Below are 26,044 nucleotides of genomic sequence, written 5' to 3' on the forward strand. Positions count from 1 at the left end.
GATTCGACGGCCGGACGCGAGACGGGGTGAACGCCTCGTGAACACCGCGTCGGTCTGCTGCCGACCGCGAGGCGTCGCCCCTACGATCGCGCGGTGCGACGGATCTCGGCGACGGCCCTGCTGGTCGCGACCCTGCTCGGCATCACCCCGGCGACGGCGGCCGACGTCCCAGCCCCGTCCTCCGAGACCACCGTCCACCTGTGGGACGGCGCGCTCCCCGACGGGGTGACGACGGTCCAGGCCGCCTGCGACGACCAGCAGCAGGTCGTCGGCGCTCCCCAGCCCCTCGACGCGGGCTTCACCGTCCCGAGCATCCCGTCCTACCGCACGCCGTGGCCGCACGGTCGCTTCGCCCTGCAGCTGTCGCCGGACGACGGGTCGATCGCCGGCTACGAGGTCGTGCGTCCCTCGGTGCTGGACCTGATGACCGCGGGCGCCACGGTCTACACGTTCGGCACCGCGGGTGGTCTCCGCACCGTGCTCGACGTGACCACCGCCGACGGAGCCTGGCAGCTGACCGCCCGGGGCTACATCCGGTCCGGCACACCACCGACCGACTACGCCCGCTACGACACGCGCGGGCGGGTCTACACCTGGGCGGCCGGCGACGAGTCCAGGAGCGGGACGCTGGACGAGTTCGTCGCGCAGCACGGGGACGGGCCGACCACGGCCCACCTGTGGGTCGGCCAGTGTCCGAGCCAGCCGGGCGGGCCCGGAGGCGGGTCGGTCGTCGACGGGCTGCGGCTCGGGAACGCGGACGTGACGACGTACGACGCGGAGAAGACCGTGACCCAGCTCAGTGCGGGGGGCGCGAGCGGAGTGCCGGGGCAGGTGCGGATGGTCGTCTACTGCGTCCTGAGGGGCGGCAGCCCTGTCGACGGGATCGTCGGGGAGCAGCTGGTCTTCGAGGTCCGCCCCCACGGTCACGGTCCCTTCAGGCAGATCGGTGCGGCCACGACCGGAGCGGGTGGGTCGGCGTCCATGGCGATCCGGCCACGCACGAACATCGACTACCGGTGCACGTACGCCGGCAACGACGGGTCGTCCGGTACGCCGTCCCCGCCGCTGGTGTCGACCGTCGCCGAGCTGGGGGTCACGACCCACCTGACGATCCGTGCCCGCCGCACCCACCACGGCAAGCGGGTGCTGGTCACCGGCACGGCCGACCCGGAGCACCCCGGCACGAAGGTGGCGCTGCGGGCTACCCGGATCGGCGTCTCGCTCGGGGGGCCGGTCATCGCCCGCAGTCGGCTGACCGCGTCGAGCAGCTACGAGCTCCGGGCTCGGCTCGCCCCGGGCACCTGGGAGCTGACCGTCTGGATCGCCAAGGCTCCGGGCAACTCCGCGGGCACCTCGGTCCGCCGCTACGTGAGGTAGCTAGTCCTCCAGGTGCTCGATGTCGCGGAAGCCGGTCTTCTGCGCCCGGATGCCGCGGTTGGTCAGCCAGGTGCACGCCCACAGCACGATGCCGAGCAGGAGGAGGCCGCCGGCGACCTTGTACTGGATCCAGTCCTCCCGGTCGCGGGCCCACGGGCCGGCGAGGAAGAGGCAGGCGGCGGCGCCGACGAACGGCACCCAGGTCGGCGCCGTGAAGCCCTTCTCGACGCTCGTGTCGCGGCGCAGCAGCACGCAGGCGACGTTGACGACCGAGAAGACGCAGAGCAGCAGCAGCGCGGTGGTGCCGGACAGCGCCGAGATCACCGAGGTGTCGGCGAGGAAGGTCACGACGACGATGAGGCCGAGTGCCAGGACGGTGGAGAACGCGATGCCGGCGTACGGCGTGCGCCGCCCGGGCAGCACCTTGCCGAGCGAGCGCGGGAGGACGTCCTGGTGGGCCAGGCCGTAGAGGAGCCGGCTGGCCATCAGCATGTTGAGCAGCGCGGTGTTCGCGACCGCGATCACGGTGAGGAACGGGAAGATCTTGTCGATCGGCAGGCCGGGCGCGCCGATCTCCACCACGGAGAGCAGCACCTTGCCCTCGTCGGCGACCACCGACTCGATCTGCCCCTCGGGGATCACGGCGATCACCGAGATCGCCACGAGCACGTAGAAGATCACCGCGATGCCGAGGCCCGTGAGCATCACCTTGGGGAAGATCTTCACCGGGTCCTGGGTCTCCTCGACCATGTTGACGGAGTCCTCGAAGCCGACCATCGCGAAGAACGCGATCGCGGTCGCGACGGTGACCGCGAGGAAGAGTCCGCGGTCCGACCCGGAGTCGAAGACGACGATGCGGCCCATGTCGGCGTCGCCCTTGGCCATCACCCAGAAGCCGATGAGGATCACGATGACGAGCGCGGCCATCTCGATCAGGGTGAGGACGACGTTGAACTTCACGCTCTCGCCGACCCCGCGCAGGTTGATCCCGGCGAGCAGCACCATGAACGCCATCGCCACGATCGTGATGGCCGTGCTGCCCTGCGAGACGTGCCAGCCGAGGCCGTCGAGACCCGCGAGCAGGTTGGTGGCCAGCAGGTTGGACGACGTCGAGGCGCTGGTGATGCCGGAGCAGATCACCGCGAAGGCCACGAGGAACGTGACGAAGTGGATGCCGAACGCCTTGTGCGTGTAGAGCGCGGCACCGGCGGCCTGCGGGTACTTCGTGACCAGCTCGAGGTAGGAGAACGCGGTGAGCGTCGCGACCGCGAACGCCACCAGGAACGGCAGCCACACGATGCCGCCGACCTCCAGCGCCATCTCGCCGGTGACGGCGTAGATGCCGGCGCCGAGGATGTCCCCGACGATGAAGAGCAGGAGCAGCTTCGGGCCGAGGACTCGCTTCAGGTCGGGAGTCGGTCCGTTGACGTCGGCATCGGCGGTCTGGGTCGTCATGGGTCCACCCTGCCCCCGACCCGCGGCGTCTAACCAGGGGTGCGCCTCAACGCACCTCGCAGTCGACCCCGCCCGAGCACGGCTTCAGCTCGTGGTTCTCGATGACATCGCCGTCGGCGTCGTACGCGATGACGGCGGCGACCTGGCCGGTCACCGTGCCCCACATCATCGTCGCGCCCTCGACCACGGTCCCGCTCTCCACGTGGCCGGCGACCGTCCGGCCGTCGGTCGTCAGCAGGTCGACCCGGGCGACGTCCGTGCCGGGAAGGCCGGCCAGCACCAGCTGGCCCGGACCGCCGGTCGAGTAGTCGTCGTTGAGGAACACCTCCATGTCCGAGCCGGGCTTCAGGAAGTCGTCGGTGCCCATCCCCCACTCGTACTCCCAACCCGACGGGGCTTGGGTGAGCAGCGCGGGTCCGCACTTCCCCGGGCGCCCGACGCAGCCGAGGTACGCCGGCCCGCTGTCGACGAGGATGCCCATCTCCGTCGAGCCCACCGGGTAGCTGCCGTCGTCGTCGGCCAGGTCGGTCTGCTCGATGTGTGCGACGCCGGAGTAGAGCCAGTGCGGGAAGTCCGTCGGTCGGTAGGCGGTCACTCCCGAGTAGTAGTGCGAACCCGTGTCGACCGGGGTGCCGACGACGTCGGCGTCCAGGTCCGACATGGTCCGCTCGGCGCCGGCCGACTCGGGCACCACGACCTGCCAGTCGGAGACCTGGACGGCCCCGGGTACCTCGGCCAGCGCGCGTCCGGCGAGCGCGGACAGCTCGTGCGGTCGGGCGGCGGCCGGGGCGTCGACGGCGCGACCGCCGCTCCCCAGCGTCCCGCTCAGCAGCAGGCCGACCGCCACCATCGACGCCAGCACCCCGACGCCCGTGCCGAGCGCGGTGAGGTGGCGCCGCTGCATCCCGGCGGCCCGGATGGCGGCCAGGTCGGGGCCGCCGAGCCGGTCGTGGTCGTCCTGGTGGAGCTCGTGCTCGAGCTCCTCGATCGTGCGTGGGCTCATCGATGGGTCTCCTTCAGGAAGTGCGCGTCCTGCTCGGTCGCGGTCACCCGCAGCTTGTGCAGTGCGCGCGACAGGGCGCTCTTCACGGTGCCGGGCGCCACGCGCAGCTCGCGCGCGACCTCGGCCTCGGACATGTCGAAGTAGTGGCGGAGCACGACGACGCGTCGTTCGCGCTCGGTGAGGTCGGCCAGCAGGCGCACGATCTCGTCGCGCTCCTCGGCGATCGCCGGCCCCGGTCCTCCCGAGGCGTGGGACTCGATCAGCCCGTCCGCGCCCGGTCCGCCGACCTCCGAGAGCCGGCGTCGCCGGAGCCGGTCGATGTTGGCGTTGACCAGCACCTTGCGGGCGTACGCGAGCGCGTCGGCCCGCCGGACGCGGCGCCAGCTGGCGTAGGTGCGCGCCAGCGCGGTCTGGGCCAGGTCCTCGGCGAGGTGGTGGTCACCCGTCAGCAGGTACGCCGACCTCCGCAGTCGTGGCCAGGCCGCCACAGCGAACTCGTCGAACTCGTCCTCTGCTGTCACACCGACTCTTACGCAACCAGCCCGGGATCGGTTCCGCGCTACCCGAAGAAGACCTGCGCCTCGGCGTACTCCGACGGGCTGACGAGCTTGAGCTGGGCGGTGCCCTCGGACAGCGGCACGCGGGCGATGTCGGTGCCGCGCAGCGCCATCATCGTGCCGAAGTCGCCGTCCGCCACCGCGTCGATCGCCTGCAGCCCGAAGCGGGTGGCGAGCCAGCGGTCGAACGCCGTCGGCGTGCCGCCCCGCTGGATGTGGCCGAGCACGACGGCGCGGGCCTCCTTGCCGGTGCGCTTCTCGATCTCGGCCGCGATCCGGTCGCCGATGCCCCCGAGACGGACGTGGCCGAAGTCGTCGAGCTCGCCCGAGACCAACGTCATGTCCCCGCCCTCCCGCGGGACCGCACCCTCCGAGACCACCATGATCGGCGCGTAGCGCGACTCGAAGCGGCTCTCGATCAGGCGGCAGACCTCCTCGATGTCGAAGGGCTGCTCGGGGATGAGCACGATGTTGGCGCCGCCGGCGATGCCGGCGTGCAGCGCGATCCAGCCGGCGTGGCGGCCCATCACCTCGACGACGAGGACCCGGTGGTGGGACTCCGCGGTGGTGTGCAGCCGGTCGATCGCCTCGGTGGCGATGTTGACGGCCGTGTCGAATCCGAAGGTGAAGTCGGTGCCGGACAGGTCGTTGTCGATCGTCTTCGGGACGCCGACGACGTCGACGCCGAGCTCGGAGAGCTTGGTGGCGACCCCGAGGGTGTCCTCGCCGCCGATCGCGACCAGCGCGTCGACGCCGTCCTTGGCGAGGTTCTCCTTGATCCGCTCCACGCCGTTGTCCAGCTTGAAGGGGTTGGTCCGCGAGGAGCCGAGGATGGTGCCACCGCGGGGCAGGATGCCGCGGCACTGCTCGATCCCGAGCTCCATCGTCACGCCCTCGAGCGGGCCGCGCCAGCCGTCGCGGTAGCCGACGAACTCGAAGCCGTGCTCCTTGACGCCCTTGCGGACCACGGCCCGGATGACGGCGTTCAGGCCGGGGCAGTCCCCGCCTCCGGTGAGTACTCCTACGCGCATGGCGACCAGTCTGGTCACACGGCGCCGTGGACTGCTAGTGCTGGGGCTGGCCGATTAGTGCTGGGGCTGGCCGATCTCGTCCAGCAGGTCGCGGAACCACGGCGTGGACGGGTCGAACGCCTTGCCGCCCTTGATCCGGGGGAACTCGCAGACCCGCAGCACGTCGCCGGCCTCCTCGTCCTGCCCCACGACGCCGCTCTCGCCGCGCAGTGCGGCCTCGGCGGCGAGGTCCGCGCAGGCCCGGATCAGGGCCAGGTCCTCCGCGTTGGCCGGTGCGGAGCGGGAGAAGTAGCCGCTCTTCTGCACCATGGTCTTCTCGGCGCCGACCATGCCGGCGAACTGCTTGGCGAACCACGAGCCCGGGTTGATGGTGTCGAGCTTGACGTGGCCGAACGCGTCCCGCTTCGGCTCCTCACCGCGCGCGAGCATCTCCTCGACGATCGTCGAGACGCCGGCGCCCTCGGAGAGGAAGACGTTGACGCAGCCGGTCTCGTCCATGATCGCCTTCAGGCGCTCGGCCTCGGCCGCGATGTCGAACTCGGCCTCCGGGACGTAGACGCCGTGGATCTCCCAGCTCCGGCGGGTGTTGTCGCCGAATCCTGCGAACTCCTGGGTGCCCAGCCACTCCTGGTACTTCGCAGCGGTCGCGGCCGTCAGCCAGCCGCAGTGGCGACCCATGACCTCGTGGACGATGAGCATCCGCGGGTTGGAGGAGTGCTCGGCGATGATGTTGCGGGCGAACAGCGCACCCTGCTCCGCGGCCGTCCACGCACCCAGCGACTGGCGGATCGGCACGACGTCGTTGTCGATCGTCTTCGGGAGCCCGACCACGGTCAGCTCGTAGCCGTTGTCGTGCAGGTACGCCGCGAGGTCGGCGGCCGTCGTGTTCGTGTCGTCGCCGCCGATGGTGTGCAGCACGTCGACGCCGTCGCGGGTGAGCTGCTCGGCCGCGACGTGCAGCGGGTCCTGCCCCTCGGCGACCAGGCCGCGCTTGACGCAGTCCTTGACGTTGGTGAGCTTGACCCGGCTGTTGCCGATCGGGCTGCCGCCGAACTCGTGCAGCAGGTGCGCGCGCTCCCGGTCCTCCGGCGTCACCGTGATGTGGTCGTCGCCGAGCAGCCCGGCGTACCCGTCGCGGTAGGCGATGATCTCGATCTCCGGGTCGAGCGCGGTGTAGCGCTCGATGAGGGCACCGACGGCCGAGGACAGGCACGGGGCCAGGCCACCGGCGGTGAGGAGAGCGACGCGACGGACGGTCATGGACGGCTACTTCTTCCTGAGGCGAGACATGCTTTGGTCCTTTCAAGACTAAAGGATCGGCGCTCGGAAATCGCTACTGTCGGGCCATGACGTTCTCGATCGTGGCCCGCTCCGCCGACGGAGAGTCCTGGGGCGTGGCGGTCGCCTCCAAGTTCCTGGCCGTCGGGTCGGCCGTGCCGGCCGCCGTCGCCGGGGTCGGCGCCATCGCTACCCAGGCCAGTGCGAACGTGGCCTACAAGGGCCTCGCGCTCGCCCACCTCGACGACGGTGCCACCGCGTCCGTGGCGCTCCAGGTCCTTCTGGAGGAGGACGAGGGGCGCGACCACCGCCAGGTCGGCATCGTCGACGTCGACGGCAACGCGGCCAGCCACACCGGCGAGGCCTGCCTCGACTGGGCCGGCAGCGTGATCGGCGACGGCTACGCCATCCAGGGCAACATCCTCACCGGCTCCGAGGTGGTCGAGGCGATGGAGGCGGCCTGGCTCGACTCCTCCCCCGAGGCCCCGCTCGCCCATCGGCTGCTGGAGGCGCTCGCCGCCGGTGACGCCGCGGGCGGCGACTCCCGCGGCCGCCAGTCGGCGGCGTTGCTCGTCGTCAAGGACGAGGCCGGGTACGGCGGGCTCGACGACATCGCCGTCGACCTCCGCGTCGACGACCACGCGGAGCCGATCACCGAGCTGCGGCGGCTGCTCGCCCTCAGCGACCTCTACCTGACCGCCTCGACCGAGGAGGAGAAGGTGCCGATCACCCCGGACCTGGAGGCCGAGCTGGAGGAGCTCGCGACCGCACTCGGGCACCGCGACTTCGCGAGCTGGGTCGGCAGCGAGAACTACGAGATGCGGGTCGCGGAGGACGGGTCCTGGATCGACGTACGCATCCTCGAGTTCATCCGCGACACCGAGGCCGACCGCGGGGAAGGCGACCGATGAGCGTCCTCGCGATCGACGCCGGCACCACGGGCGTGACCGCCCTCGTCGTCGAGCAGGACGGGACGATCTCGGCACGCGGCTACCAGGAGTTCGCGCAGCACTTCCCGAAGGCGGGCTGGGTCGAGCACGCGCCCGAGGAGATCTGGCAGGCGACCCTGGAGGCGACGCGCGAGGCGCTGAAGGCGACCGACGAGGACGCCATCCGGGCCATCGGCATCACCAACCAGCGCGAGACCGTGATGCTGTGGGACCGCGAGACCCTCGGGTCGCCGCGCCGCGCGATCGTCTGGCAGGACCGGCGTACGGCGGACCTGTGCAACCGGCTGCGCGCCGACGGCCACGAGGAGCGGGTACGCGAGCTGACGGGGCTGCGACTGGACCCGTACTTCTCCGGGACCAAGCTGATGTGGCTGGCCGAGAACGAGCCGCACACCTGGGCGCTGGTCGAGTCGGGCCGCTACGCGATCGGCACCGTCGACTCCTACCTGATCGCCCGGATGACCCGCGGCACCTACCACGTCACCGACGTCTCCAACGCGTCCCGGACCCTGCTCCTGGACCTCGAGGCAGGCGACTGGTCCGACGAGCTGTGCGGGCTGTTCGGCGTGCCGCGCGACGCGCTGCCCGAGCTGGTGCCGAACTGGGGCGAGATCGCCGCGAGCGACCCGAAGTCCTTCCTCGGTCTGTCGGTGCCGATCGCCGGGCTGGCGGGCGACCAGCAGTCGGCGCTGTTCGGCCAGACCTGCTTCGACGAGGGCGACTCGAAGTGCACCTACGGCACCGGGTCGTTCGTGCTCACCAACACGGGCTCCACGATCCAGCGCTCGGACGCGCTGCTGGCCTCGGCGGCCTGGCGCTCCCCCGACGGCGAGATCACCTACGCGTCCGAGGGCTCCATCTTCGTGACCGGCGCCGCCGTGCAGTGGCTGCGCGACGGGATCCAGATCGTCGGGTCGGCCGCGGAGAGCCAGGCCGTCGCGGCGACGGTCTCCGACAGCGACGGCGTGGTGTTCGTCCCGGCCCTCACCGGGCTGGGGGCCCCGCACTGGGACCCGCAGGCGCGCGGCCTGATCGTCGGCCTCACCCGCGGCACGACCCGGGCGCACATCGTGCGCGCGACGCTGGAGGCGATCGCCTTCGAGGTCCGCGACGTGCTCGACGTGATGCCACAGCTCTCCGCGCTGCGCGTCGACGGGGGCGCTGCCGCCAACAACCTGCTGTGCCAGCTCCAGGCCGACGCCGTCGGCGTACCGGTGGAGCGGCCGAAGGCCGTCGAGACCACGGGCCTCGGTGCGGCCTTCTTCGCCGGGCTCGGCGTCGGCGTCTGGGAGTCCACCGAGGACCTGCGCCACACCTGGGCGCTCGACCGCCGCTTCGAGCCCACCTCCGACCGGTCCGCGGCCGACGCCGCCCACGCCCGTTGGTCCCGCGCCGTCGAGCTCGCGAAGGGCTGGGCGGAGTAGCGGCTGGGTAGTCCCTGACGTTTTCGCCCTCGATCAGCCCGACCGCGGGCCGAAACGTCAGGGACTACCCCCGCAGCTTGGCCAGAGATGCGGCGGCGGAGTCACGGGCCCGGGTGGCGTCGGTGAGCTCGGACTCGGTCTCGGTGCGGGCGTCCTCGGCGTCGGAGAGCTCGTCGTCGGTCTCCTCGGCGGACGCCTCGAGCTCGTCGATCCTGCTCCGCAGCTCGGCGATCTCGGCCTGGAGCTGCAGGCTGCGGGCCTCGAGCTCCTCCACGGCCGCGACGGTCTGGCCGTGGGCCGCGGTGGCCTCGTCGAGCGCCTCCTCGGCCGCCTCCAGGGCCTCCTCGGCCGCGGCGATCGCCTTGGCATCGGCCTCGGGGTCGGGTACGACGTGCAGGTCGGGCCGGGCGGGCGGCTCGGCCTGCCTCGCCGGCGCGCTGAACCCCACCCCTTCGAAGCTCAGGGCCTCGGGGACGGCGACGGCGGCCTCGACGTCCGCGGCGTCCACGCCGGTGCTGGACAGCGCGGCGGTGAGCATCCCGCTGCGCAGCGCCAGCCCGCAGCGCTCGTCGACCATCGCGGCGGTCAGGGTCGCCTCCACCTGGTCGGCGACCGCCTCGGTGACCTTCGTGCCCTCCTCGCGAGCGATCCGCCGCGCCCCGGTGGTGACGGCGGCGGTGAGCTGGCGCCGCTGGCGGCTGAGCGCCCGCAGCTCCTCGGCCGACATCGAGGCCTGGGCCTCGCGCAGCGCGGCGCCGACGGTCAGCACCTGCTCGACCTGCTCGGTGTCGCGGCGGACCAGCAGGTTGACCACCCAGGCCGCGGTGGACGGCTTCTTCAGCGCCTTCACCCGAGCCGCCAGCGGCGTGCCCTTGAGCTCCTTCGCCCGGGCGTCCCGCGCGGGCGTGAACTCGGGCAGGGGCAGGCCGTAGAGCTCGTCGGCGATGCTCAGCAGGTCCGCAGGGAGGTCGGGCACCGCGCTCACGCCTCCGGGCGCACGTAGCGCCCGCGGCGGTGCACGAGCGGCGCGTCGTCCTCCCCCACGGCGACGTCCTGCACGACACAGGTGAGCAGGCTCGACCAGCCGACGTCGCCCACCGACTCCAGCGACAGGCCGACCCAGGTCGACGCGTCGGCCAGCCGCGGACCCCACGGGGTGTCCACGAAGTCGGCGGTCCGCCACGGACCGCCCGGCGCCGGCGCGCTGCCGGCGAAGACCTCCGCGAGGTCGCGGTGCGGCCACGACAGCAGCTGGACGACGGCGCGCCCGGTGCGGGCCACGACATCGGCCAGGTCGCTGTCGGGATCGACGAGCATCAGCACGTGGGCGGGGTCGCCGTTGGCGACCATGAGCGAGGAGACGGTGAGGCCGGCGCGCCCCTCGGCGTCACCGGCGGTCACCAGCGAGACGACGCCGCCGAGGCGGGCACGCAGCCGGCGTACCGGGTCCGGGTCGGGATCCGTGAACGGGTGCGTGTCGTGGATGGTCACGAGGCGAGCTTCGACTCGCCGCTCTTGTCGTCGTCCTTGTCGGACTTCGAGAGCTCCTTGGCGCGGGTCGCATACATGTCGACGTACTCCTGGCCGGAGAGGCGCATGATCTCGTACATGATCTCGTCGGTGATCGAGCGCAGGATGTAGCGGTCGTTCTCCATGCCCTCGTAGCGCGAGAAGTCCAGCGGCGTGCCGAAGCGCACCACCGGCCGGGTGAACCGACCGAAGGTCTTGCCCGGAGGTGCGACCACGTCGGTGCCGACGACCGCGACCGGGATGACCGGCACCTTGGACTCCAGTGCGAGCCGGGCGACGCCGACCTTGCCCCGGTAGAGCTTGCCGTCGTGCGAGCGGGTGCCCTCGGGGTAGATCCCGAAGAGCTCGCCGTCGGCGAGGAGCCGCTTGGCCGAGATGATCGCGCCCTCGGAGGCGTTGCCGCCGGAGCGGTCGATCGGCACCTGACCGGAGCCCGCGAAGAAGGTCTTCTGCAGCCAGCCCTTGAGGCCGGGCGAGGTGAAGTACTCCGCCTTGGCGACGAAGGTGACCCGACGGGGCAGCGTGAGGGGCATGAACAGCCAGTCGGCGTACGACAGGTGGTTGCTGGCGAGGATCGCCGGGCCCTCGAGGGGCACGTTCTCGGCGCCCGTGACCCGCGGCCGGAAGATGATCCGCAGCCATGGCCCGAGTGCGATCCACTTCAGGAACCAGTAGAACACTGCAAACCTCCGCCCCAGCCCGAGAGTCGTCCCGGCGAAGCCTAGGGCATCCACGAAGGGGCATCCAGGAGGCGTCCGGTGGTGCACACTTCCGCCATGACGACGATCCACCCGCTCGCGACGCCGTACTCCGTCCCCGCCCAGCCCGACCTCACCGGCGGGCGCCGCATCGGCGTGCTCCTCAGCCACGGCTTCACCGGTCAGCCGGCGTCGATGACGCCGTGGGCGGAGTCGCTGGCCGCGAAGGGGTACGCCGTCGAGCTGCCGCGACTGCCCGGGCACGGCACCACCTGGCAGGAGATGAACACCACCACGTGGGCCGACTGGTACGGCGAGATCTCGCGCGCGTTCGAGAAGCTGGCCGCCGAGAACGACGCGGTGGTGGTCGGCGGTCTCTCGATGGGCGGCGCCCTGGTGCTGCGGCTCGCCGAGGACAACCCGGACCGGGTGGCCGGCGTGATGGTGGTCAACCCCGCGATCGCCACCAAGCGCCTCGACGTGAAGCTGCTGCCCATCCTCAAGCACCTGGTGCCGTCGTTCCCAGGGATCGCCAACGACATCAAGAAGGAGGGCGTCGAGGAGCACGGCTACACCAAGACGCCGCTCAAGGCAGCCCACTCGATGATGCAGGCGTGGCCGACGGTCGCCGCTGACCTGCCGAAGATCACGGCGCCGATGATCTACTTCCGCTCCACCGAGGACCACGTGGTCGACGAGAAGACCCAGCCGATCATCACCAGCCGGATCTCCTCGCGGGACGTCACCGTCGTACCGCTCGAGAACAGCTACCACGTCGCGACGCTCGACAACGACGCCGTGCAGATCTTCACCGGTTCCGCTGAGTTCATCGCCCGGGTCACCACGGCGTAGCGACCATTCACCAGGGGGGCATACGCTCGTCATGTGCCGGACCACCCCCACGACGACGATTTCGACGCCGGAACCGAGGCCGACGCCGTCCCGACGGCCGACGAGCTCGCCTGGCGGGCGATCGTCGACAACTACGGCGAGCGCGCCGAGATCGACGAGCCGCCCGTGACCCCTCCCGCGGCTCCGTCCGCGGGCCCCGTCTCGGGCGCGCCGTTCGGCGGTCGGTTCGGCGACCCGCGGGCGTTCGGCACGCCCGACGACGAGGTCCAGGACCTCGACGACCTCGACGACGAGGAGGAGGGCTACGTCCCTCCGGAGCCGCCGCCGCTGCCGACCGTCGCGCCCGACCGGGGCCTCGCCTGGGCCGGCGTCTTCGGCTCGCCGGTCGTGCTGCTGGTCTGCCTCATCCTCCAGATCAGCATCCCCACCTGGCTCGGCTACCTGCTGGTCGTCGGCTTCGTCGGGGGCTTCGTCTACCTGGTCTTCCAGATGCCCCGCGAGCCCCGAGAGCCCTGGGACGACGGCGCTCAGGTCTAGCGCCCGCACAACCGTTAGTGTGCGTCGGGTGAGTGCGAGCGAGACCGTCGAGATCACCGGCCACCTGATGGACCACGGCATCCTGTCGCGGGTCCTGGACGACATCCGGGAGTACGCCGGCGACTACACGATCGACCGCTTCGACGTGGGCCGGGAGACCGACGACGCGTCGCATGCGGTGATCACCGTGATCGCCGACGACGCGGAGTCCCTGGAGCGGCTGCTGATGCGGCTCCAGACCCGCGGGGTCAACCAGGTCGACCCGGGCGAGGCGACCGTCGCCGAGGCCGACCGCGACGGAGTGTTCCCCGACCACTTCTACTCGACCACCAACCTCGAGACCCGGGTGCGCATCGACGGCACCTGGCTCGACGTCGAGAACCCCGAGATGGACTGCGGCCTGGTGCTCGAGCGCGACGCCGACGGCCGGCCGGCCCGGGTCTTCACGCTGCCGATGTCCGACGTGCGCACCGGCATGCTGGTCCTCACCGGCGCCGCCGGCGTGCGCGTCAGCGTGCCCGCGCCGGACGCGAGCGCGGAGGCGTTCGGGTTCATGGAGTCCGAGGTCTCCTCCGAGAAGCCGCAGGCCGTGCTGGTGCGCCAGGTCGCCGACGGCATGCGCGAGGCGAAGGCCGCCGGCAAGAAGGTCCTCTGGGTGGGCGGCCCCGGCGTCGTGCACACCGGCGCGGCCCCGGCGATGGTCGCCATGGTCAATGCGGGGTACGTCGACGTGCTGTTCGCCGGCAACGCGCTGGCGACCCACGACATCGAGTCGTCCCTCTACGGCACCAGCCTCGGCGTCGACCTGGCGATGGGCCGCGGCGTCGAGCACGGCCACGAGCACCACATCCGGGCGATCAACACGATCCGCAAGGCCGGGTCGATCCGCGAGGCGGTGGACGCCGGCGTGCTGACCGGCGGCATCATGCACGCGCTGGTGACCGAGGGCAAGGAGTACGTCCTGGTCGGCTCGGTCCGCGACGACGGCCCGCTCCCCGACGTCTACACGGACGTGATCGAGGGCCAGCGGGCGATGCGGGCGCAGCTGGACGACGTGGGCTTCTGCCTGATGGTCGCGACCATGCTGCACTCGGTCGCGACCGGCAACATCCTGCCGGCGTCGATCCCGCTCGTCTGCGTCGACATCAACCCGGCGACGGTCACCAAGCTCGCGGACCGCGGGTCGTCCCAGGCCCGCGGCATCGTCACCGACGTCGGTCTGTTCCTCGAGCAGCTCGCCGTCGAGCTCGTGCCCGAGTACCGGCGCTCCTGAAGGTCTGACGGGCCAGGTCGGCCGCGCCGATCGCGCCGGCCTCCGGGCCGAGCGCGGCGCGCACCACCGGCGGCACCGTGCGGTGCGCGGCGCCCACGAGCGACTCCCGCAGCGCCGCCCGGGCCGGCTCGAGCAGCAGGTCGCCGGCCGCGGAGACGCCCCCACCGATCACGACGACCTGGGGATCGAACGACGCCACCAGGTTGGCGAGCCCCACGCCGAGCCACTCCCCGACCTCCGCGAAGGCCGCGAGCGCGACCGGGTCACCCTCACGCGCCGCCGCGGTGACGGCCGCCCCCGTCAGGTCCTCCACGCCCCGCTCGCGCACGAACCGGTTGAGGGCGTTGCCGCTGCAGTACTGCTCCCAGCAGCCGGTGCCGCCGCACTCGCACCCACGACCACCCGGGACCACCTGGGTGTGGCCGAACTCCCCCGCCATGCCGTTGTAGCCGCGCAGCACCTCGCCGTCGAGGATCAGGGCACCGCCGATGCCCGTGCCGAGGGTGACCATGACGGCACTGTCGGCCTCACCGACCGCGCCGTACGCCAGCTCGGCGCGCGCGGCGCAGTTGGCGTCGTTGTCGAGCACCACCGGGGCGCTCCAGCGCTCGGCGAGGCGCGCCCGGACCCCCTCGTCCTGCCAGGGCAGGTGCGGCGCGAAGCGCACCCGCTCCCCCTGGGCGTCGACGAAGCCGGCGGCCGCGATCCCGATGGCGCCGACGCGGCGTACGCCGGCGATCTCCTGGACCGCCTCCGTCAGCGCGTCCTCGACCAGGCGTGCCTCGACCCGCCGCCCGGGCGTCTCGCGCAGCGCCGTACGGACCACGCGGCCGGACCGCGACACGGCTGTCGCGAGGACCTTGGTGCCACCGATGTCGACGCCGATGAAGAGACTCACCGGGCTATTCGATCAGACGGACCGGGTCTCCGCTGACGTACGCCGTCCACGTGGTCGTGTCGGTCACGCTGCCGCTGGCGAAGCTGACGTTGAGCCGGAACCAGCAACCACCGGCCAGTGAGTAGGTGCAGTTGTACGTCGACGGAATGGGCACCGCGACGGTCTCGCCCTTGCCGTCCCACTTGTTGATGGTGATCGCGCACGTCGGCAGAGCCATCGTCTGGTAGCCGCTCGCCTTGCAGTTCGTCAGCGAGATCGGCGTCTCCTTCGGCGGCAGGATCGTCAACTTGGCCGCATCGTCGGCGTCGCCGATGTCGAAGAACTTGAAGACGAGCGTCTGTCCCGCGGCCGCCGGCATCAGCCGGATCAGGTTGAACGTCTGGGACGCGGCGGTCGCATTGGCGTAGATCGACATCTTGCCGAGTGCAGAGACGGACACAGAGCCGCTGGGACCGCCGTAGGTACGCACGGAGAAGCGGTTGCTCCCGCCGCCCTTGACGGCGGTGTTGTCGCCTGTCTGGTTGTAGAGCGCGAAGCTGCTCAAGTCGCCGGAGGGCGTGTAGCCGCCCGTCAGTGGGGAGGCGGCGCCGGTCGAGATCGCAGCGATGTTGGTGCGCACCTGCAGGTAGTAGTCACCTGCCTGCGTCGGCTTGAAGGAGCACAGCGTGACCCATTGGTGGAAGACCATCGCCAGCGGCTTGTTGTAGGTGCTGTCGTCCTTGTTGAGCGTCTTCGCAGTCACCTTGTCCGAGGTGTAGCCGGGGAATTGCAGGGTGCATCCCGGCTGCGGTGGTGCGGTCCGCGGATTCTGGGAATCCGACGGCGCACGAAGCCCGAACGTGGTGACAGTGGGCCCTGCTGCTGAGTCCAGGAGGTTGTCACCGGAGCAGAAGCCGTCGGTGGGGCTCGTGTTGTAGCGCTTCTTCGCGTCGGTCGTGAAGGGATTCCAGCTGTTGTTGGTGATGTTCGTGTAGTTCGACGGTGCGCTGGCGCACTTATCACCCGTGGCGACGAAGGCAGGGTCGTAGAGCTGCAACGTGATGTTCGAGCCGACCGCCTCCTGCTTGACTCGCACCAGGTAGAAGTAGCCCTCCGGGTCGAACTCGTCGTTGGTCGTGTTGCTGCACCCTGAGACAGCTGATGACGTGCAGTTGCGCACGGCGTACTGATCGCCGTATGCCTTGCTGACGTTGGGACCGTTGATGTTCATCCAGAACTGCGGCGTCGAGCTGCACTCGGCGCCATCGGGAACCTGTAGCTGCGACGCCACCGGGCCCGACGTGATGCTGCCACCCGCCGGCTCGTTGCCGAGGGTGTTGCACGGGCTGCCCATCGGCTGGGGCCCGGTGTAGTCGGCCACGGCGTGCCGGGTGATCGTGGTCTCCCCCAGGCCGAGGAACTGCCCGAAGAGGTTGGGGATCGTGCTGCTGACGCTGACGTCGAGCTGGCTGGGCTGGGTGCCGGACCTGACCGTCACCCTGCTCTCGCCCGAGTTCGGGTAGCCGTTGCGAGCCGACACGTCCCGGGCGGTCGTGGTGGCGGCCGCGATGTCCTGCGGCATGTAGATCACGCCCGCCGAGGCGGCGACGTCGGCCGCCTTCTGGACGCGTTGCGCCTCGGCGTACCATCGGGCGACGTCGACGGTGATCGCGCAGAGGCCGAAGAGCAGCGCCGACACGAAGACGGTCACGAGGATGGCGGCGACGCCGCGCTCGTCCTTGCTCCTCATGGGTGCGGGAAGGGGGACGTGGACTTGCAGTTGTCCGGCGGCAGGGGCTCGAACCTCCCGACGGCGCGGTCGTCGAGCGCCACGTCGGCCGGGAAGAGACCCGTCAGGAACTTGTGCGTGATGTGCAGGTAGACCCCGACCGCGTCGGCCTCGCCGGCGCAGGCGTTGACGCTCGTGGACGGCCAGGTGCCGTTCTTGTAGCGGAACTTGCCGGGGCCGTCGTCCCACTTGAACGTCACGCAGCTGCTGTAGCCCGAGCAGGTCATCGTCGTGTTGCCCTCGGGGCCGGGATAGCCCGCGGTGTTGGCCTTGTAGACGAGGATGTAGTCGATCGTGTCCTTGTTCATCGACGACCCGGAGCTCTGGATCGCGTCGGCGGCGAGCTCGGCCAGGCCGGGCGCGGGGCTGCTCCCGACACCGCAGACCGCGGCGTCGAGGTCCCTGTAGGTGCAGTCACCCGGACCCGACATCACCGCCGCCGTCGTCGTGGCGGCGCGGACGCCGACCCGGGCCGCCGACGCCACCGCGATGTTGTCGCGCACCAGCATCGTCAGCTCGATGATGCCGAACATCAGCGTGAACAGGAGCGGCAGCACGAGGGCAGCCTCGACGGCGACGGCGCCACGCTGGTCACGGGCCCTCCGTCGGTGCAGGCAACGCGGTCTCCCGGACACCGGTCTCCTTCCACGGGTGACCGGACGCTAGTGACCTGCGACCGGCCCGCACACCCCCTGCGGCCCGAAAGGGTCCGCGCGGACCACCAGGTCTGTCCAAACGGACGACACAGCCGGTGGTTTCGAGTGGTGGTTTCGAGACGGTTGCCAGCGCAACCTCCTCAACCACCGACACCAGTTGAGGTGCGAGCGGAGCGAGCCTCGAAACCACCCGTCCGGCGTCCGAGGGTGGTCCGATCAGCGCCGCGAGAGGTCCGCTGCCCCGATCAGTCCGGCCTTGTTGCCCAGGCGCGCCTTGCGGATCTCCGGGATCGGGCGGAAGCCACGGCCCACGAGCTGGCCGGCGAACGCGGTGCGGGTCGGCTCGAGGAGCAGGTCGCCCGCCTCGCTGACGCCACCGCCGATGACCACGACGCCGGGGTCCAGGATCTCGGTGAGGGAGGCGATGCCCTCGCCGAGCCAGCGGCCGAGCTCGGCGAGCTGCTGGCGGGCGCCCTCGTCGCCGTGCTGGGCCGCATCGGTGATCAGCGGACCGGTGATCTTGCTGAGGTCGCCGCCGGCGCGCTCGAGCATGCCCTGCGCGATCATCGCGCCGCTCATCGCGAGCGAGCGGGCCTCGCGGACGAGGGCCGAGCCACTGGCGTACTGCTCGAAGCAGCCGTGCTTCCCGCAGCCGCAGAGGATGCCGTTGGGCACCACGCGCATGTGGCCGATCTCGGCGCCGACGCCGTTGGCGCCGCGGTAGACCTCGCCGTCGAGCACCAGGCCGCCGCCGACACCGGTGCCGACGGTGACGAGCAGGAGGTCCTCCGCGTCGTGGCCGGCGCCGAAGGCGAACTCACCCCAGGCCGCGGCGTTGGCGTCGTTCTCGATGACGACCGGGAGGTCGCAGCGCTTCTCGAGCTCGCCCTTGAGGTCCTCGTTGCGCCAGGCGACGTTGGGCGCGAAGAGCACCACAGCGCGGGCCTTGTCGACGTACCCGGCAGCGCCGACGCCGACCGACACGATCTCGTGGCGCGAACGCAGCTCGGTGACGAGGCCGGCGATGGCCTCCTCGATCGCCTCGGCGTCCGTCGCGGGCGACTCGACGCGCAGCTCCTCGACGATGGTGCCGTCCTCGTCGACGACGCCGCCGGCGATCTTGGTGCCGCCGACGTCGATCCCACAGGCCAGGCTCATCGGTCATCCCCTTCGGGCTCGTCCGGCCAGTCGCCGGTGTCGTCGGTGTCGTCCAGGTCGATGTGCTCGACCCCGCTCGGCGTGCCCCGCCCGTCGGGCTTCGCCGCGGCGAGCAGCCCGGTGAAGGCCTGCAGCGCGGCGGTGGCCGCCGTGGCGAGCTGCTCCCTGACCTCCGGTCGCAGCTCGCGCACCAGGTGCACGGTCCGGCAGATCGGGCAGTACGTGCACTCCGCGGCCCCGGTGGCCAGGTGGCCCTCGAGGTCGGGGGTCGCGTCCTTGGCCCAGTCCGAGAGCGCGCCGAGCAGCTTGACGGCCTCCTCGGCCACCGTGCCCACGGGGTCCGCTCCCGCACCGTCGTTCGTCGAGGGTCCGTCGTCCTGCGTCATGTCGCCTTTCCTGCCTTGTCCACGGGGTCCTCGACGAACCGCACCTGCAGTTCCCCCTGCTCCACCCGGGCCCCGGCGATGCGATAGCGCGCCAGGCCGGACGGGAGCGTGATCAGCCGACGATACGATCCCACGGTCACGACCAGATCGTCGCCATTGCGCGCCAGATCGACCTCCGCGCGTGAGACGAGGGGCAGCGAGAGCCGCAGCACGGCACCGTGCTCGCCGCTGCTGATCCGGAACGGTCCGCGCACCTTCGTAGTCGCCAACGGGTCCGCGTCGTCGTACAGCTCCCGCGCCAGCGTGGTCAGCTCCTCGACCCCCACAGGCTCCCCCGGTCGGTACGACGAGCGCCAGATCGGCAGCCCGGCGAAGGACTCCGCGACCCGCTCGAGCACCTCGTCCTGGGCGACGACCCAGCCCGCGCGCCAGTCGTCGGCGCCGTCAGCCGGGAACACCCGGTTCGCGACGACGCCGTCGACGCGGTAGCCGAAGAGCGACAGGGTCGTGTACGCCCGGCGGGCCTCGGCGAGCACGACGTTCTCGGGGGTGAGCACGATCCGTACGCTCGCGTCGACGCCGCTGAGCAGGTCGCGGACCTCCTCCAGCTCGGCGTGCAGGCGCTCGAGGGCGTCGAAGACCGTGTCGCCGGGCATCGGCACACCCGCAGCCCGGCTCAGGACCGGGCGCAGCGCCTTGACGACCCGGCGCTCCACCGGCAGCACCCGGTGCATGTACCAGCCGAGTGCCTCCGGGAGCGCCAGCAGCCGCAGCGTCTCGGCGGTCGGCGCGCAGTCGACGACGATCACGTCCCAGGCATCGGACTTGGCCTGGAGCCGCAGCTCGAGGAGGGCGAGCACCTCCTCCGCGCCGGGGATGACGGTGAGCTCCTCGGCCGCCACCGGGTCGAGCCCCGCGACGTCGAGGATCGAGAGCAGGTAGCGCTGGATGTCCGCCCAGGACTGCTCGAAGCGGAGCTGGGCGTCGACCTGCTGGACGTAGAGCCTCTCGGCGACCTCCGTGGGCTCGGCGCCGATCGTCCCGGGGGCGCACCCGAACGCGTCGGCCAGCGAGTGGGCGGCATCGGTCGAGAGCACGAGGGTGCGCTCGCCCGTCGCGGCGGCAAGGGCCGCGGTGCCGGCAGCGACGGTGGACTTCCCGACCCCTCCTTTGCCGGTGAACAGGAGGACGCGCACTAGCCGAGCGACTCCACGCGCTTCTTCAGGCCCTTGAGCGCGGTGTCGATGAGGATCTTCTCGCCCTTGCGCTTGAGCATGCCGATCAGCGGGATCGACACGTCGAGGGCGAGGCGGTAGGTGACCGAGGTGGAGCCGTCGCCACGGTCCTCGAGCACGTAGGCGCCGTCCAGGGCGCGCAGCATCTTGCCCTCGACCAGGGTCCAGGTGACCTCGTCGTAGCCGTCCCACTCGTAGGCGAGCGTGTACTCGTCCTTGATCGGGCTCACGTCGAGCGCGAAGAACACCTGCTCGGCCCAGCCGTCGTCGCCGTCCACGGTGACCTCGGCCGTCGTGACGCCCTTGGCCCACTCGGGGTAGGCGGCGAAGTCACCGATCACCGCCATGATGTCGGCGGGGGCTGCGTCGATCACGATCGACGAGGTCGTCTGCTCGGCCATCGTGTCCATCCCCTGCTCGTCGGGCGCTTCGGGCAGCGAGCGTACCGGATGGGCCGGGTCCTGCGGCACGCGGTAACCTCAGCCGGTGCGTGAGTTCTCGACCCCGATGACGACCGAGATCCCGACCACCGGCAACCTCACCGACGACGTGGTGGTCAACGCCCGCGAGGCGGGGTCAACCGTGCAGTTCAGCCGCCGCGGCGACGGACCCGACCAGGCCTGGCAGGACGTCACCGCCGCCGAGTTCCTCGCCGAGGTCACCGCCGTCGCGAAGGGACTGGTCGCGGCGGGCATCGAGGTCGGCGACCGGGTCGCCCTGATCTCGAAGACCCGCTACGAGTGGACGCTCTTCGACTACGCCATCTGGTTCGCCGGCGCGGTCACGGTGCCGATCTACGAGACGTCCTCGGCCGAGCAGGTGCAGTGGATCCTCGGCGACTCGGGCGCCCGCGCCGTCGTCGCGGAGACCGCCGACCACCTGGCCCGGGTGCGCGAGATCCGCGGCGACCTCGAGGACCTCAACCACGTCTGGTCGATCACCGACAACGCCGTCGACACCCTGAGCCGCCTCGGCGGCGACATCTCCGACGAGGAGCTGGAGAAGCGCCGTACGACGGCGACGCCGCTCGACGTCGCGACGCTGATCTACACGTCCGGCACGACCGGACGGCCCAAGGGCTGCATGCTCACCCACGGGAACTTCATGTTCGAGCTGGGCGTCGCGGTCGACGAGCTGGAGAAGCTGTTCCTGGAGCAGAAGGCCGCGACGCTGCTGTTCCTGCCGCTGGCGCACGTCTTCGCCCGGATCATCCAGGTCGGCTGCATCAAGTCGCGCACCCGCCTCGGCCACTCCGCCGACATCAAGCAGCTGCTGCCCGACCTCGCGGAGTTCAAGCCCACCTTCATCCTCGCGGTCCCCCGGGTCTTCGAGAAGGTCTTCAACACCGCCTCGCAGCGGGCCACCGCCGACGGCCGGGGCAAGATCTTCGACGCCGCCGCCGAGACCGCGATCGCCTACTCCCGCGGCATCGAGCGCGGGAAGATCCCGGTGCGGGTCCGCGCCAAGCACGCCGTCTTCGACCGGCTCGTCTACGGCAAGCTGCGTACCGCCCTCGGCGGCGAGTGCCTGTACGCCGTGTCCGGCGGCGCCCCGCTCGGCGAGCGGCTGGGCCACTTCTACCGCGGCATCGGCCTGGTCGTGCTCGAGGGCTACGGCCTCACCGAGACGACGGCCGCGCTGAGCGCCAACCTCCCGGACGCGACCAAGATCGGGACCGTCGGGCGCCCGCTGCCCGGCACCGCCGTACGCGTCGCCGACGACGGCGAGCTGCTGTTCCGCGGCGGCCAGGTGATGGCTGGCTACTGGCGCAACGAGGCCGCGACCGCCGAGGTCATGGAGGGCGACGGCTGGTTCCACACCGGCGACCTCGGCGAGGTCGACGACGAGGGCTTCGTCCGGATCACCGGGCGCAAGAAGGAGATCCTCGTGACCGCGGGCGGCAAGAACGTCGCCCCGGCGGTCCTCGAGGACCGGCTGCGCGGCCACCTGCTGGTCGACCAGTGCATCGTCGTGGGCGACGGCCAGCCGTTCATCGCCGCCCTCGTCACGCTCGACCGCGACTCCGTGCCCGTGTGGGCCGAGCAGCACGGCAAGAGCGCCAACATCGCCGACCTGGTGGACGACCCGGACCTGCGCGCCGAGGTCGAGGCCGCCGTCGAGGACGCCAACAAGGCCGTCTCCAAGGCCGAGTCGATCCGGAAGTTCACGATCCTCGCGGACGAGTGGACCGAGGAGGGTGGCCAGCTCACCCCGAGCCTCAAGCTCAAGCGCAACGTCGTGATGCGCGAGTGCAAGGACGAGGTCGCCGCCCTCTACCTGGGCTGAGCCGACTGGTCTGGACATGCCGCTCTGGTCCGGTCCAGACCAGTAGAACTCGTTTCGGACAGATCGGGTCGCCTGGCCCTAATCTGCTCCTGCTTCAACCCCGGCGGGGGCGGGGGTTGACGGCCTAGGCCGTCGCCCATGTTCTTCGACCGCGCCCGGGTGACCGAGCACGGTCTCTCTCGGGAAGGTTCTGGCGACCGTGGTTCATCGGAAGTTCTTGCTGATCGGAGCGGTCCTCGCGGCCGTGGCCGGAACGGCACTCGTGTTCCTGTACGTCCGCGGTGCGGACGCCCGCGCGGAGAGCCGGTTCGACACCGTCCAGGTGCTGCGCGCCAACGCCCCGATCGCGGTCGGCGAGAGCATCACCGCTGCCTCGCAGGGCGGGAAGCTCGCGCTCGCTAACGTCCCCCGCGACCAGGTCCTCCCGGACGCCGTCACCAGCATCGAGGGTCTCGGCAAGCAGGTCGCGCTGGTCCCGATCTACCCGGGCGAGCAGATCGTCACGGCGAAGTTCGGCAGCGATGCCGCACCGCCGAGCGCTCTGCAGATCCCCAAGGGCCAGATGGCGATGTCGGTCAACCTCACCGACCCGGCGCGCGTCGCCGGCTTCGTCAACCCCGGCTCCCAGGTCGCGATCTTCGTGAACGGCACCGAGCCCGAGGGCGACCCGTACACGCGACTGCTCCTCGACCGCGTCACCGTCATCGGCGTCGGCTCGACGACCCCGGTGTCGACGACCACGACCGACGACGCCGGCCAGGCGACGACGGAGGCCCTGCCCCGGACCCTGCTGACGGTCGCGGTCGACCAGGAGGACGCCCAGCGGCTCCTGTACGCCGTCACCAACGGCGAGCTGGCGTTCGCCCTGCTCACCGACGGAAGCACGATCGCCCCCGGTCCGCCGGTGACCGCCGACAACCTCTTCTGACCGTCCGCCCCGACCGGCAACGGCGCCGGGCCGCGGGCCACCGCAGCACCTGATCCAACGCAGTCCAGAGCACCATTCTCGGAGGGAAGCTCGAAATGCCTATCGTCGTCGACCCGGACAGCGGCGCTGTCGCAGCGTTGCTGGCCGCACTGCCCAGCACCGCCCAACCGTCCGCGCACGGGGTGCCCAACGGCGACCGGCTGCTGCGGTGGCTCGACGAGCACCCGACGGAGTACGTCGTCGTGGTCGGCCCGAGCATCCCGGTGGAGGAGGCGCTGCTGCTGTGCGAGGGCCTGCGGGTCAGCCGGCCGACGCTGAGCCTCGTGCTCGTCCGCGAGCGTCTCGAGGCGGCGATGCTGACCCGGGCGATGGCCTCCGGGGTCCGCGAGGTCGTCGCCTTCGGCGACACCCCCGGGCTCCTGGGCTCGGTGGCTCGCGCCGAGGAGCTGCACCTCGCGCTGCGCGGACCGGGCAGCGCGACCGCCGCGGGACGGATCGTCACGGTCTTCTCCCCCAAGGGCGGCGTCGGCAAGACCACCCTCGCGGTCAACCTCGCCGTCGCGCTCAGCAAGGGCGGCGCCAAGCGGGTCTGCCTGGTCGACCTCGACCTCGCGTTCGGTGACGTCGCCATCACCCTCCAGCTGCTGCCCACCCACTCCATCGAGCACGCGATCGGCTCCGAGTCGGCCGTGGACCTGCCGCTCGTCGAGGGCCTGCTCACCCGGCACGGCGCCTCGGTGATGGTGCTCGCCCCGCCCAACCACCCCGACGTGCGCGAGCGCATCACGGCGCTCCTCGTGTCGCGGATCCTGGCCACCCTCCGGACCGGCTTCGACTACATCGTGGTGGACACCGCACCGGACTTCGACGAGCACACGTTGACCGCGCTCGACGAGAGCGACGAGTGCGTCATGGTCGCGACGCTCGACCTGCCGACCCTCAAGAACGTGAAGATCGGCCTGGCGACCCTGGACTCGCTCGCCATCGCGGCCGGTCACCACCACGTCGTGCTCAACCACGCCGACGAGGACACCGGCCTGACCGTCCAGCAGGCCGAGGAGATCCTCGCGCGCCGGATCCAGGTCCGGATGCAGAGCTCGATCGACGTCGCCCGCTCGACGAACCAGGGCGTCCCGATCATGTCCAGCCAGCCCGAGCACGCGGTGAGCAACGCGATCCGCGGGCTCGCCACCCAGCTCGCGGGTGGCACCCCGGGCGAGCCGTTCCCGGCCGCCGAGGACGAGTCGCGCCGCCGCCGCAGCGGCCGCCGCATGAAGCTCCGGAGGTGATGGCATGAGCACTCTGGCCGAGCGGCTCGCCGCGATGCGTCAGGCCCAGCAGCCCGGCGCCGTACCCGCCCCCCGCCACGACGTGGTCGAGCCGACGACGAGCGACGCCCCGGTCGCCGGCAAGCGTCGGGCCACCCCGGCCCCGACCCCGGTCGAGACCGAGGCCCGCGCACGCGGTGGCCGCCCCGGCGGCGCCGACGACGACCGCCTCAACGAGGTGCGGGCCACCGTGCACGGCGAGCTCCTCAAGACGCTCGGTCCGCAGCTGTACGAGGCGGACCTCGACCAGGACGAGCTCGACCAGGAGCTGCGCACCATCCTCGCCGACGTGCTCGGCGCCCAGGAGCGCCCGCTCAGCGCGAGCGACCGGCTGCGGGTCACCCAGGAGATCCGCGACGACATCATCGGCTACGGGCCGATCGAGCCGTTCCTGAACGACCCGGACGTCTCCGAGGTGATGGTCAACGGCCCGGACAGCATCTTCGTCGAGCGCAAGGGCCGCCTGACCGCCGTCCCGGCCCGCTTCGCCGACGAGGGCCACCTGCGCCGGACGATCGACAAGATCGTCTCGCGCGTCGGCCGCCGGGTCGACGAGTCGAGCCCGATGGTCGACGCCCGCCTGCCCGACGGCTCGCGCGTCAACGCCGTGGTGCCGCCGCTGGCGGTCGACGGCTCGATCCTCACCATCCGGAAGTTCGCCGCCGATCCCTACACCTCGGAGGACCTGATCCGCTTCGGCTCCTTCACCCGTACGGCGCGCGACTTCCTCGACGCGTGCGTGCGCGGCCGCCTCAACGTGGTCGTGTCGGGGAGCACCGGCGCCGGCAAGACGACGACGCTCAACGTGCTCTCGTCCTTCATCCCCGGCGACGAGCGCATCGTCACCATCGAGGACGCGGCCGAGCTGCAGCTGCACCAGGACCACGTCGTACGCCTGGAGTCGCGGCCGTCCAACATCGAGGGCCGCGGTGCCGTCAGCATCCGCGACCTGGTCAAGAACAGCCTCCGGATGCGGCCGGACCGGATCATCGTCGGCGAGGTCCGCGACGCGTCCGCGCTCGACATGCTCCAGGCGATGAACACCGGTCACGACGGCTCCATCTGCACCGTGCACTCCAACGGCCCCCGCGACACGCTCTCCCGGGTCGAGACGATGGTGCTGATGGCGGGCATGGACCTGCCGATCCGGGCGATCCGCGAGCAGGTCGCGTCGGCGGTCGACCTGATCGTGCACCAGTCCCGCTTCCGCGACGGCAGCCGCCGGATCACCCACATCACCGAGGTGGAGCGGATGGAGGGCGAGGTCATCACCCTCCAGGACATCTTCGTCTTCGACCACTCGCAGGGCTACGACTCGGACGGCCGGGTCCTCGGCCGGCTCGTCGCGACCGGCCTGCGCCCGAAGCTGCTGGACAAGCTCCGCGAGTCCAACGTCCACGTCGACCCGATGATCTTCGCGACGGTCGGGTGACCCA

Annotated in this window: 25 protein-coding genes; 10 read left to right on the forward strand and 15 right to left on the reverse strand. The window is 71.3% G+C overall.

Going from position 1 to position 26,044, the window contains the following annotated elements; genetic code table 11:
- Positions 1 to 93: 93 nt before the first annotated feature.
- Entirely contained in the window at positions 94 to 1,377 is a 1,284-nt protein-coding gene (locus tag ASC77_RS03490) for a hypothetical protein (RefSeq protein ID WP_056148842.1), read from the forward strand.
- On the opposite strand, the gene ASC77_RS03495 is transcribed toward ASC77_RS03490, so the two are convergent.
- The 5 genes from ASC77_RS03495 to ASC77_RS03515 are packed head-to-tail and all read right to left on the reverse strand — an operon-like array spanning position 1,378 to position 6,683.
- Positions 1,378 to 2,832: an APC family permease gene (locus tag ASC77_RS03495; protein ID WP_056148844.1), complete on the reverse strand. Its 1,455-nt coding sequence runs from the start codon at positions 2,830 to 2,832 to the stop codon at positions 1,378 to 1,380.
- Between the two features lie 46 nt (positions 2,833 to 2,878).
- Complete coding sequence (locus tag ASC77_RS03500; RefSeq protein ID WP_056148846.1) at positions 2,879 to 3,835, reverse strand: hypothetical protein; 957 nt, start codon at positions 3,833 to 3,835, stop codon at positions 2,879 to 2,881.
- Positions 3,832 to 4,356 (reverse strand): SigE family RNA polymerase sigma factor, encoded by a 525-nt coding sequence (locus ASC77_RS03505; protein ID WP_056148848.1) that lies wholly within the window; start codon positions 4,354 to 4,356, stop codon positions 3,832 to 3,834. The genes ASC77_RS03500 and ASC77_RS03505 overlap by 4 nt, the downstream gene beginning before the upstream one ends.
- A gap of 38 nt (positions 4,357 to 4,394) precedes the next feature.
- A complete protein-coding gene (locus ASC77_RS03510) occupies positions 4,395 to 5,423 on the reverse strand; it encodes a 6-phosphofructokinase (protein WP_056148850.1) in 1,029 nt (342 codons plus the stop codon).
- 54 nt (positions 5,424 to 5,477) lie between these two features.
- A complete protein-coding gene (locus ASC77_RS03515) occupies positions 5,478 to 6,683 on the reverse strand; it encodes a pyrophosphate--fructose-6-phosphate 1-phosphotransferase (RefSeq protein ID WP_056148851.1) in 1,206 nt (401 codons plus the stop codon).
- Positions 6,684 to 6,769: 86 nt separating this feature from the next.
- On the opposite strand from ASC77_RS03515, the gene ASC77_RS03520 reads away from it, so the two are divergent.
- Together ASC77_RS03520 and glpK are read left to right on the forward strand one after the other, a co-directional pair.
- Complete coding sequence (locus tag ASC77_RS03520) at positions 6,770 to 7,612, forward strand: DUF1028 domain-containing protein (protein WP_056148854.1); 843 nt, start codon at positions 6,770 to 6,772, stop codon at positions 7,610 to 7,612.
- Positions 7,609 to 9,075 carry a glycerol kinase GlpK gene (gene glpK / locus ASC77_RS03525; RefSeq protein ID WP_056148856.1) on the forward strand — a complete coding sequence of 489 codons (1,467 nt, stop codon included), beginning with the start codon at positions 7,609 to 7,611 and terminating at the stop codon, positions 9,073 to 9,075. Before ASC77_RS03520 ends, glpK begins: the two co-directional genes overlap by 4 nt.
- Before the next feature lie 64 nt (positions 9,076 to 9,139).
- On the opposite strand, the gene ASC77_RS03530 is transcribed toward glpK, so the two are convergent.
- The 3 genes from ASC77_RS03530 to ASC77_RS03540 are packed head-to-tail and all read right to left on the reverse strand — an operon-like array spanning position 9,140 to position 11,285.
- Positions 9,140 to 10,051, reverse strand: coding sequence for a hypothetical protein (locus tag ASC77_RS03530; protein ID WP_056149855.1), 912 nt, complete (start codon positions 10,049 to 10,051; stop codon positions 9,140 to 9,142).
- A 5-nt stretch (positions 10,052 to 10,056) separates the two neighbouring features.
- Complete coding sequence (locus tag ASC77_RS03535; protein WP_056148858.1) at positions 10,057 to 10,566, reverse strand: flavin reductase family protein; 510 nt, start codon at positions 10,564 to 10,566, stop codon at positions 10,057 to 10,059.
- Complete coding sequence (locus ASC77_RS03540) at positions 10,563 to 11,285, reverse strand: lysophospholipid acyltransferase family protein (protein ID WP_056148860.1); 723 nt, start codon at positions 11,283 to 11,285, stop codon at positions 10,563 to 10,565. Before ASC77_RS03540 ends, ASC77_RS03535 begins: the two co-directional genes overlap by 4 nt.
- A 96-nt stretch (positions 11,286 to 11,381) precedes the next feature.
- Here ASC77_RS03540 and ASC77_RS03545 point away from each other — a divergent pair, with 96 nt between their 5' ends.
- Genes ASC77_RS03545 through ASC77_RS03555 form a run of 3 tightly spaced genes read left to right on the forward strand, consistent with a single transcriptional unit; the run spans position 11,382 to position 13,965 of the window.
- Complete coding sequence (locus ASC77_RS03545; RefSeq protein ID WP_056148862.1) at positions 11,382 to 12,155, forward strand: alpha/beta hydrolase; 774 nt, start codon at positions 11,382 to 11,384, stop codon at positions 12,153 to 12,155.
- Between the two features lie 33 nt (positions 12,156 to 12,188).
- A complete protein-coding gene (locus ASC77_RS03550; RefSeq protein WP_056148864.1) occupies positions 12,189 to 12,692 on the forward strand; it encodes a hypothetical protein in 504 nt (167 codons plus the stop codon).
- A gap of 28 nt (positions 12,693 to 12,720) precedes the next feature.
- A complete protein-coding gene (locus ASC77_RS03555; RefSeq protein WP_156390897.1) occupies positions 12,721 to 13,965 on the forward strand; it encodes a TIGR00300 family protein in 1,245 nt (414 codons plus the stop codon).
- Here the strand turns inward: ASC77_RS03555 and ASC77_RS03560 are convergent.
- From ASC77_RS03560 to ASC77_RS03590, 7 genes are all read right to left on the reverse strand, one after another.
- Positions 13,898 to 14,863 carry an ROK family protein gene (locus ASC77_RS03560; protein ID WP_056148866.1) on the reverse strand — a complete coding sequence of 322 codons (966 nt, stop codon included), beginning with the start codon at positions 14,861 to 14,863 and terminating at the stop codon, positions 13,898 to 13,900. The two genes, ASC77_RS03555 and ASC77_RS03560, sit on opposite strands and share 68 nt — an antisense overlap.
- A 4-nt stretch (positions 14,864 to 14,867) precedes the next feature.
- The gene (locus ASC77_RS03565) at positions 14,868 to 16,592 is read right to left on the reverse strand and encodes a TadE/TadG family type IV pilus assembly protein (protein WP_056148868.1); all 1,725 of its coding nucleotides are present in this window, start codon (positions 16,590 to 16,592) and stop codon (positions 14,868 to 14,870) included.
- Entirely contained in the window at positions 16,589 to 17,266 is a 678-nt protein-coding gene (locus ASC77_RS03570) for a TadE/TadG family type IV pilus assembly protein (RefSeq protein WP_082574418.1), read from the reverse strand. Before ASC77_RS03570 ends, ASC77_RS03565 begins: the two co-directional genes overlap by 4 nt.
- A gap of 237 nt (positions 17,267 to 17,503) precedes the next feature.
- Positions 17,504 to 18,445 (reverse strand): ROK family glucokinase, encoded by a 942-nt coding sequence (locus tag ASC77_RS03575; protein ID WP_056148872.1) that lies wholly within the window; start codon positions 18,443 to 18,445, stop codon positions 17,504 to 17,506.
- A complete protein-coding gene (locus ASC77_RS03580) occupies positions 18,442 to 18,831 on the reverse strand; it encodes a hypothetical protein (protein WP_056148874.1) in 390 nt (129 codons plus the stop codon). The genes ASC77_RS03575 and ASC77_RS03580 overlap by 4 nt, the downstream gene beginning before the upstream one ends.
- The gene (locus ASC77_RS03585; protein ID WP_056148876.1) at positions 18,828 to 20,027 is read right to left on the reverse strand and encodes an ArsA family ATPase; all 1,200 of its coding nucleotides are present in this window, start codon (positions 20,025 to 20,027) and stop codon (positions 18,828 to 18,830) included. The genes ASC77_RS03580 and ASC77_RS03585 overlap by 4 nt, the downstream gene beginning before the upstream one ends.
- Positions 20,027 to 20,536, reverse strand: coding sequence for an SRPBCC family protein (locus ASC77_RS03590; protein WP_235547432.1), 510 nt, complete (start codon positions 20,534 to 20,536; stop codon positions 20,027 to 20,029). The genes ASC77_RS03585 and ASC77_RS03590 overlap by 1 nt, the downstream gene beginning before the upstream one ends.
- Before the next feature lie 16 nt (positions 20,537 to 20,552).
- Between ASC77_RS03590 and ASC77_RS03595 the strand changes: the two genes are divergently transcribed.
- The 4 genes from ASC77_RS03595 (at position 20,553) to ASC77_RS03610 (ending at position 26,040) form a co-directional block, all read left to right on the forward strand.
- Positions 20,553 to 22,352 (forward strand): AMP-dependent synthetase/ligase, encoded by a 1,800-nt coding sequence (locus ASC77_RS03595; RefSeq protein ID WP_056148877.1) that lies wholly within the window; start codon positions 20,553 to 20,555, stop codon positions 22,350 to 22,352.
- A 199-nt stretch (positions 22,353 to 22,551) separates the two neighbouring features.
- A complete protein-coding gene (gene cpaB, locus ASC77_RS03600) occupies positions 22,552 to 23,280 on the forward strand; it encodes a Flp pilus assembly protein CpaB (RefSeq protein ID WP_162249786.1) in 729 nt (242 codons plus the stop codon).
- Positions 23,281 to 23,375: 95 nt separating this feature from the next.
- The gene (locus ASC77_RS03605; RefSeq protein WP_056148881.1) at positions 23,376 to 24,569 is read left to right on the forward strand and encodes an AAA family ATPase; all 1,194 of its coding nucleotides are present in this window, start codon (positions 23,376 to 23,378) and stop codon (positions 24,567 to 24,569) included.
- Positions 24,570 to 24,573: 4 nt separating this feature from the next.
- Positions 24,574 to 26,040, forward strand: a complete 1,467-nt coding sequence (locus tag ASC77_RS03610; protein WP_056148883.1) for a CpaF family protein — start codon at positions 24,574 to 24,576, stop codon at positions 26,038 to 26,040.
- Positions 26,041 to 26,044: the final 4 nt, after the last annotated feature.

The organism is Nocardioides sp. Root1257 (genome assembly GCF_001425175.1).
GTDB lineage: Bacteria > Actinomycetota > Actinomycetes > Propionibacteriales > Nocardioidaceae > Nocardioides.

Excerpts from the sequence above, each read along its gene's own strand:
- ASC77_RS03495 (WP_056148844.1), bottom strand. The coding sequence starts at position 2,832 with ATGACGACCCAGACCGCCGATGCCGACGTCAACGGACCGACTCCCGAC.
- ASC77_RS03500 (WP_056148846.1), bottom strand. The coding sequence starts at position 3,835 with ATGAGCCCACGCACGATCGAGGAGCTCGAGCACGAGCTCCACCAGGAC.
- ASC77_RS03510 (WP_056148850.1), bottom strand. The coding sequence starts at position 5,423 with ATGCGCGTAGGAGTACTCACCGGAGGCGGGGACTGCCCCGGCCTGAAC.
- ASC77_RS03515 (WP_056148851.1), bottom strand. The coding sequence starts at position 6,683 with ATGACCGTCCGTCGCGTCGCTCTCCTCACCGCCGGTGGCCTGGCCCCG.
- ASC77_RS03520 (WP_056148854.1), top strand. The coding sequence starts at position 6,770 with ATGACGTTCTCGATCGTGGCCCGCTCCGCCGACGGAGAGTCCTGGGGC.
- glpK (WP_056148856.1), top strand. The coding sequence starts at position 7,609 with ATGAGCGTCCTCGCGATCGACGCCGGCACCACGGGCGTGACCGCCCTC.
- ASC77_RS03545 (WP_056148862.1), top strand. The coding sequence starts at position 11,382 with ATGACGACGATCCACCCGCTCGCGACGCCGTACTCCGTCCCCGCCCAG.
- ASC77_RS03565 (WP_056148868.1), bottom strand. The coding sequence starts at position 16,592 with ATGAGGAGCAAGGACGAGCGCGGCGTCGCCGCCATCCTCGTGACCGTC.
- ASC77_RS03575 (WP_056148872.1), bottom strand. The coding sequence starts at position 18,445 with ATGAGCCTGGCCTGTGGGATCGACGTCGGCGGCACCAAGATCGCCGGC.
- ASC77_RS03580 (WP_056148874.1), bottom strand. The coding sequence starts at position 18,831 with ATGACGCAGGACGACGGACCCTCGACGAACGACGGTGCGGGAGCGGAC.
- ASC77_RS03605 (WP_056148881.1), top strand. The coding sequence starts at position 23,376 with ATGCCTATCGTCGTCGACCCGGACAGCGGCGCTGTCGCAGCGTTGCTG.
- ASC77_RS03610 (WP_056148883.1), top strand. The coding sequence starts at position 24,574 with ATGAGCACTCTGGCCGAGCGGCTCGCCGCGATGCGTCAGGCCCAGCAG.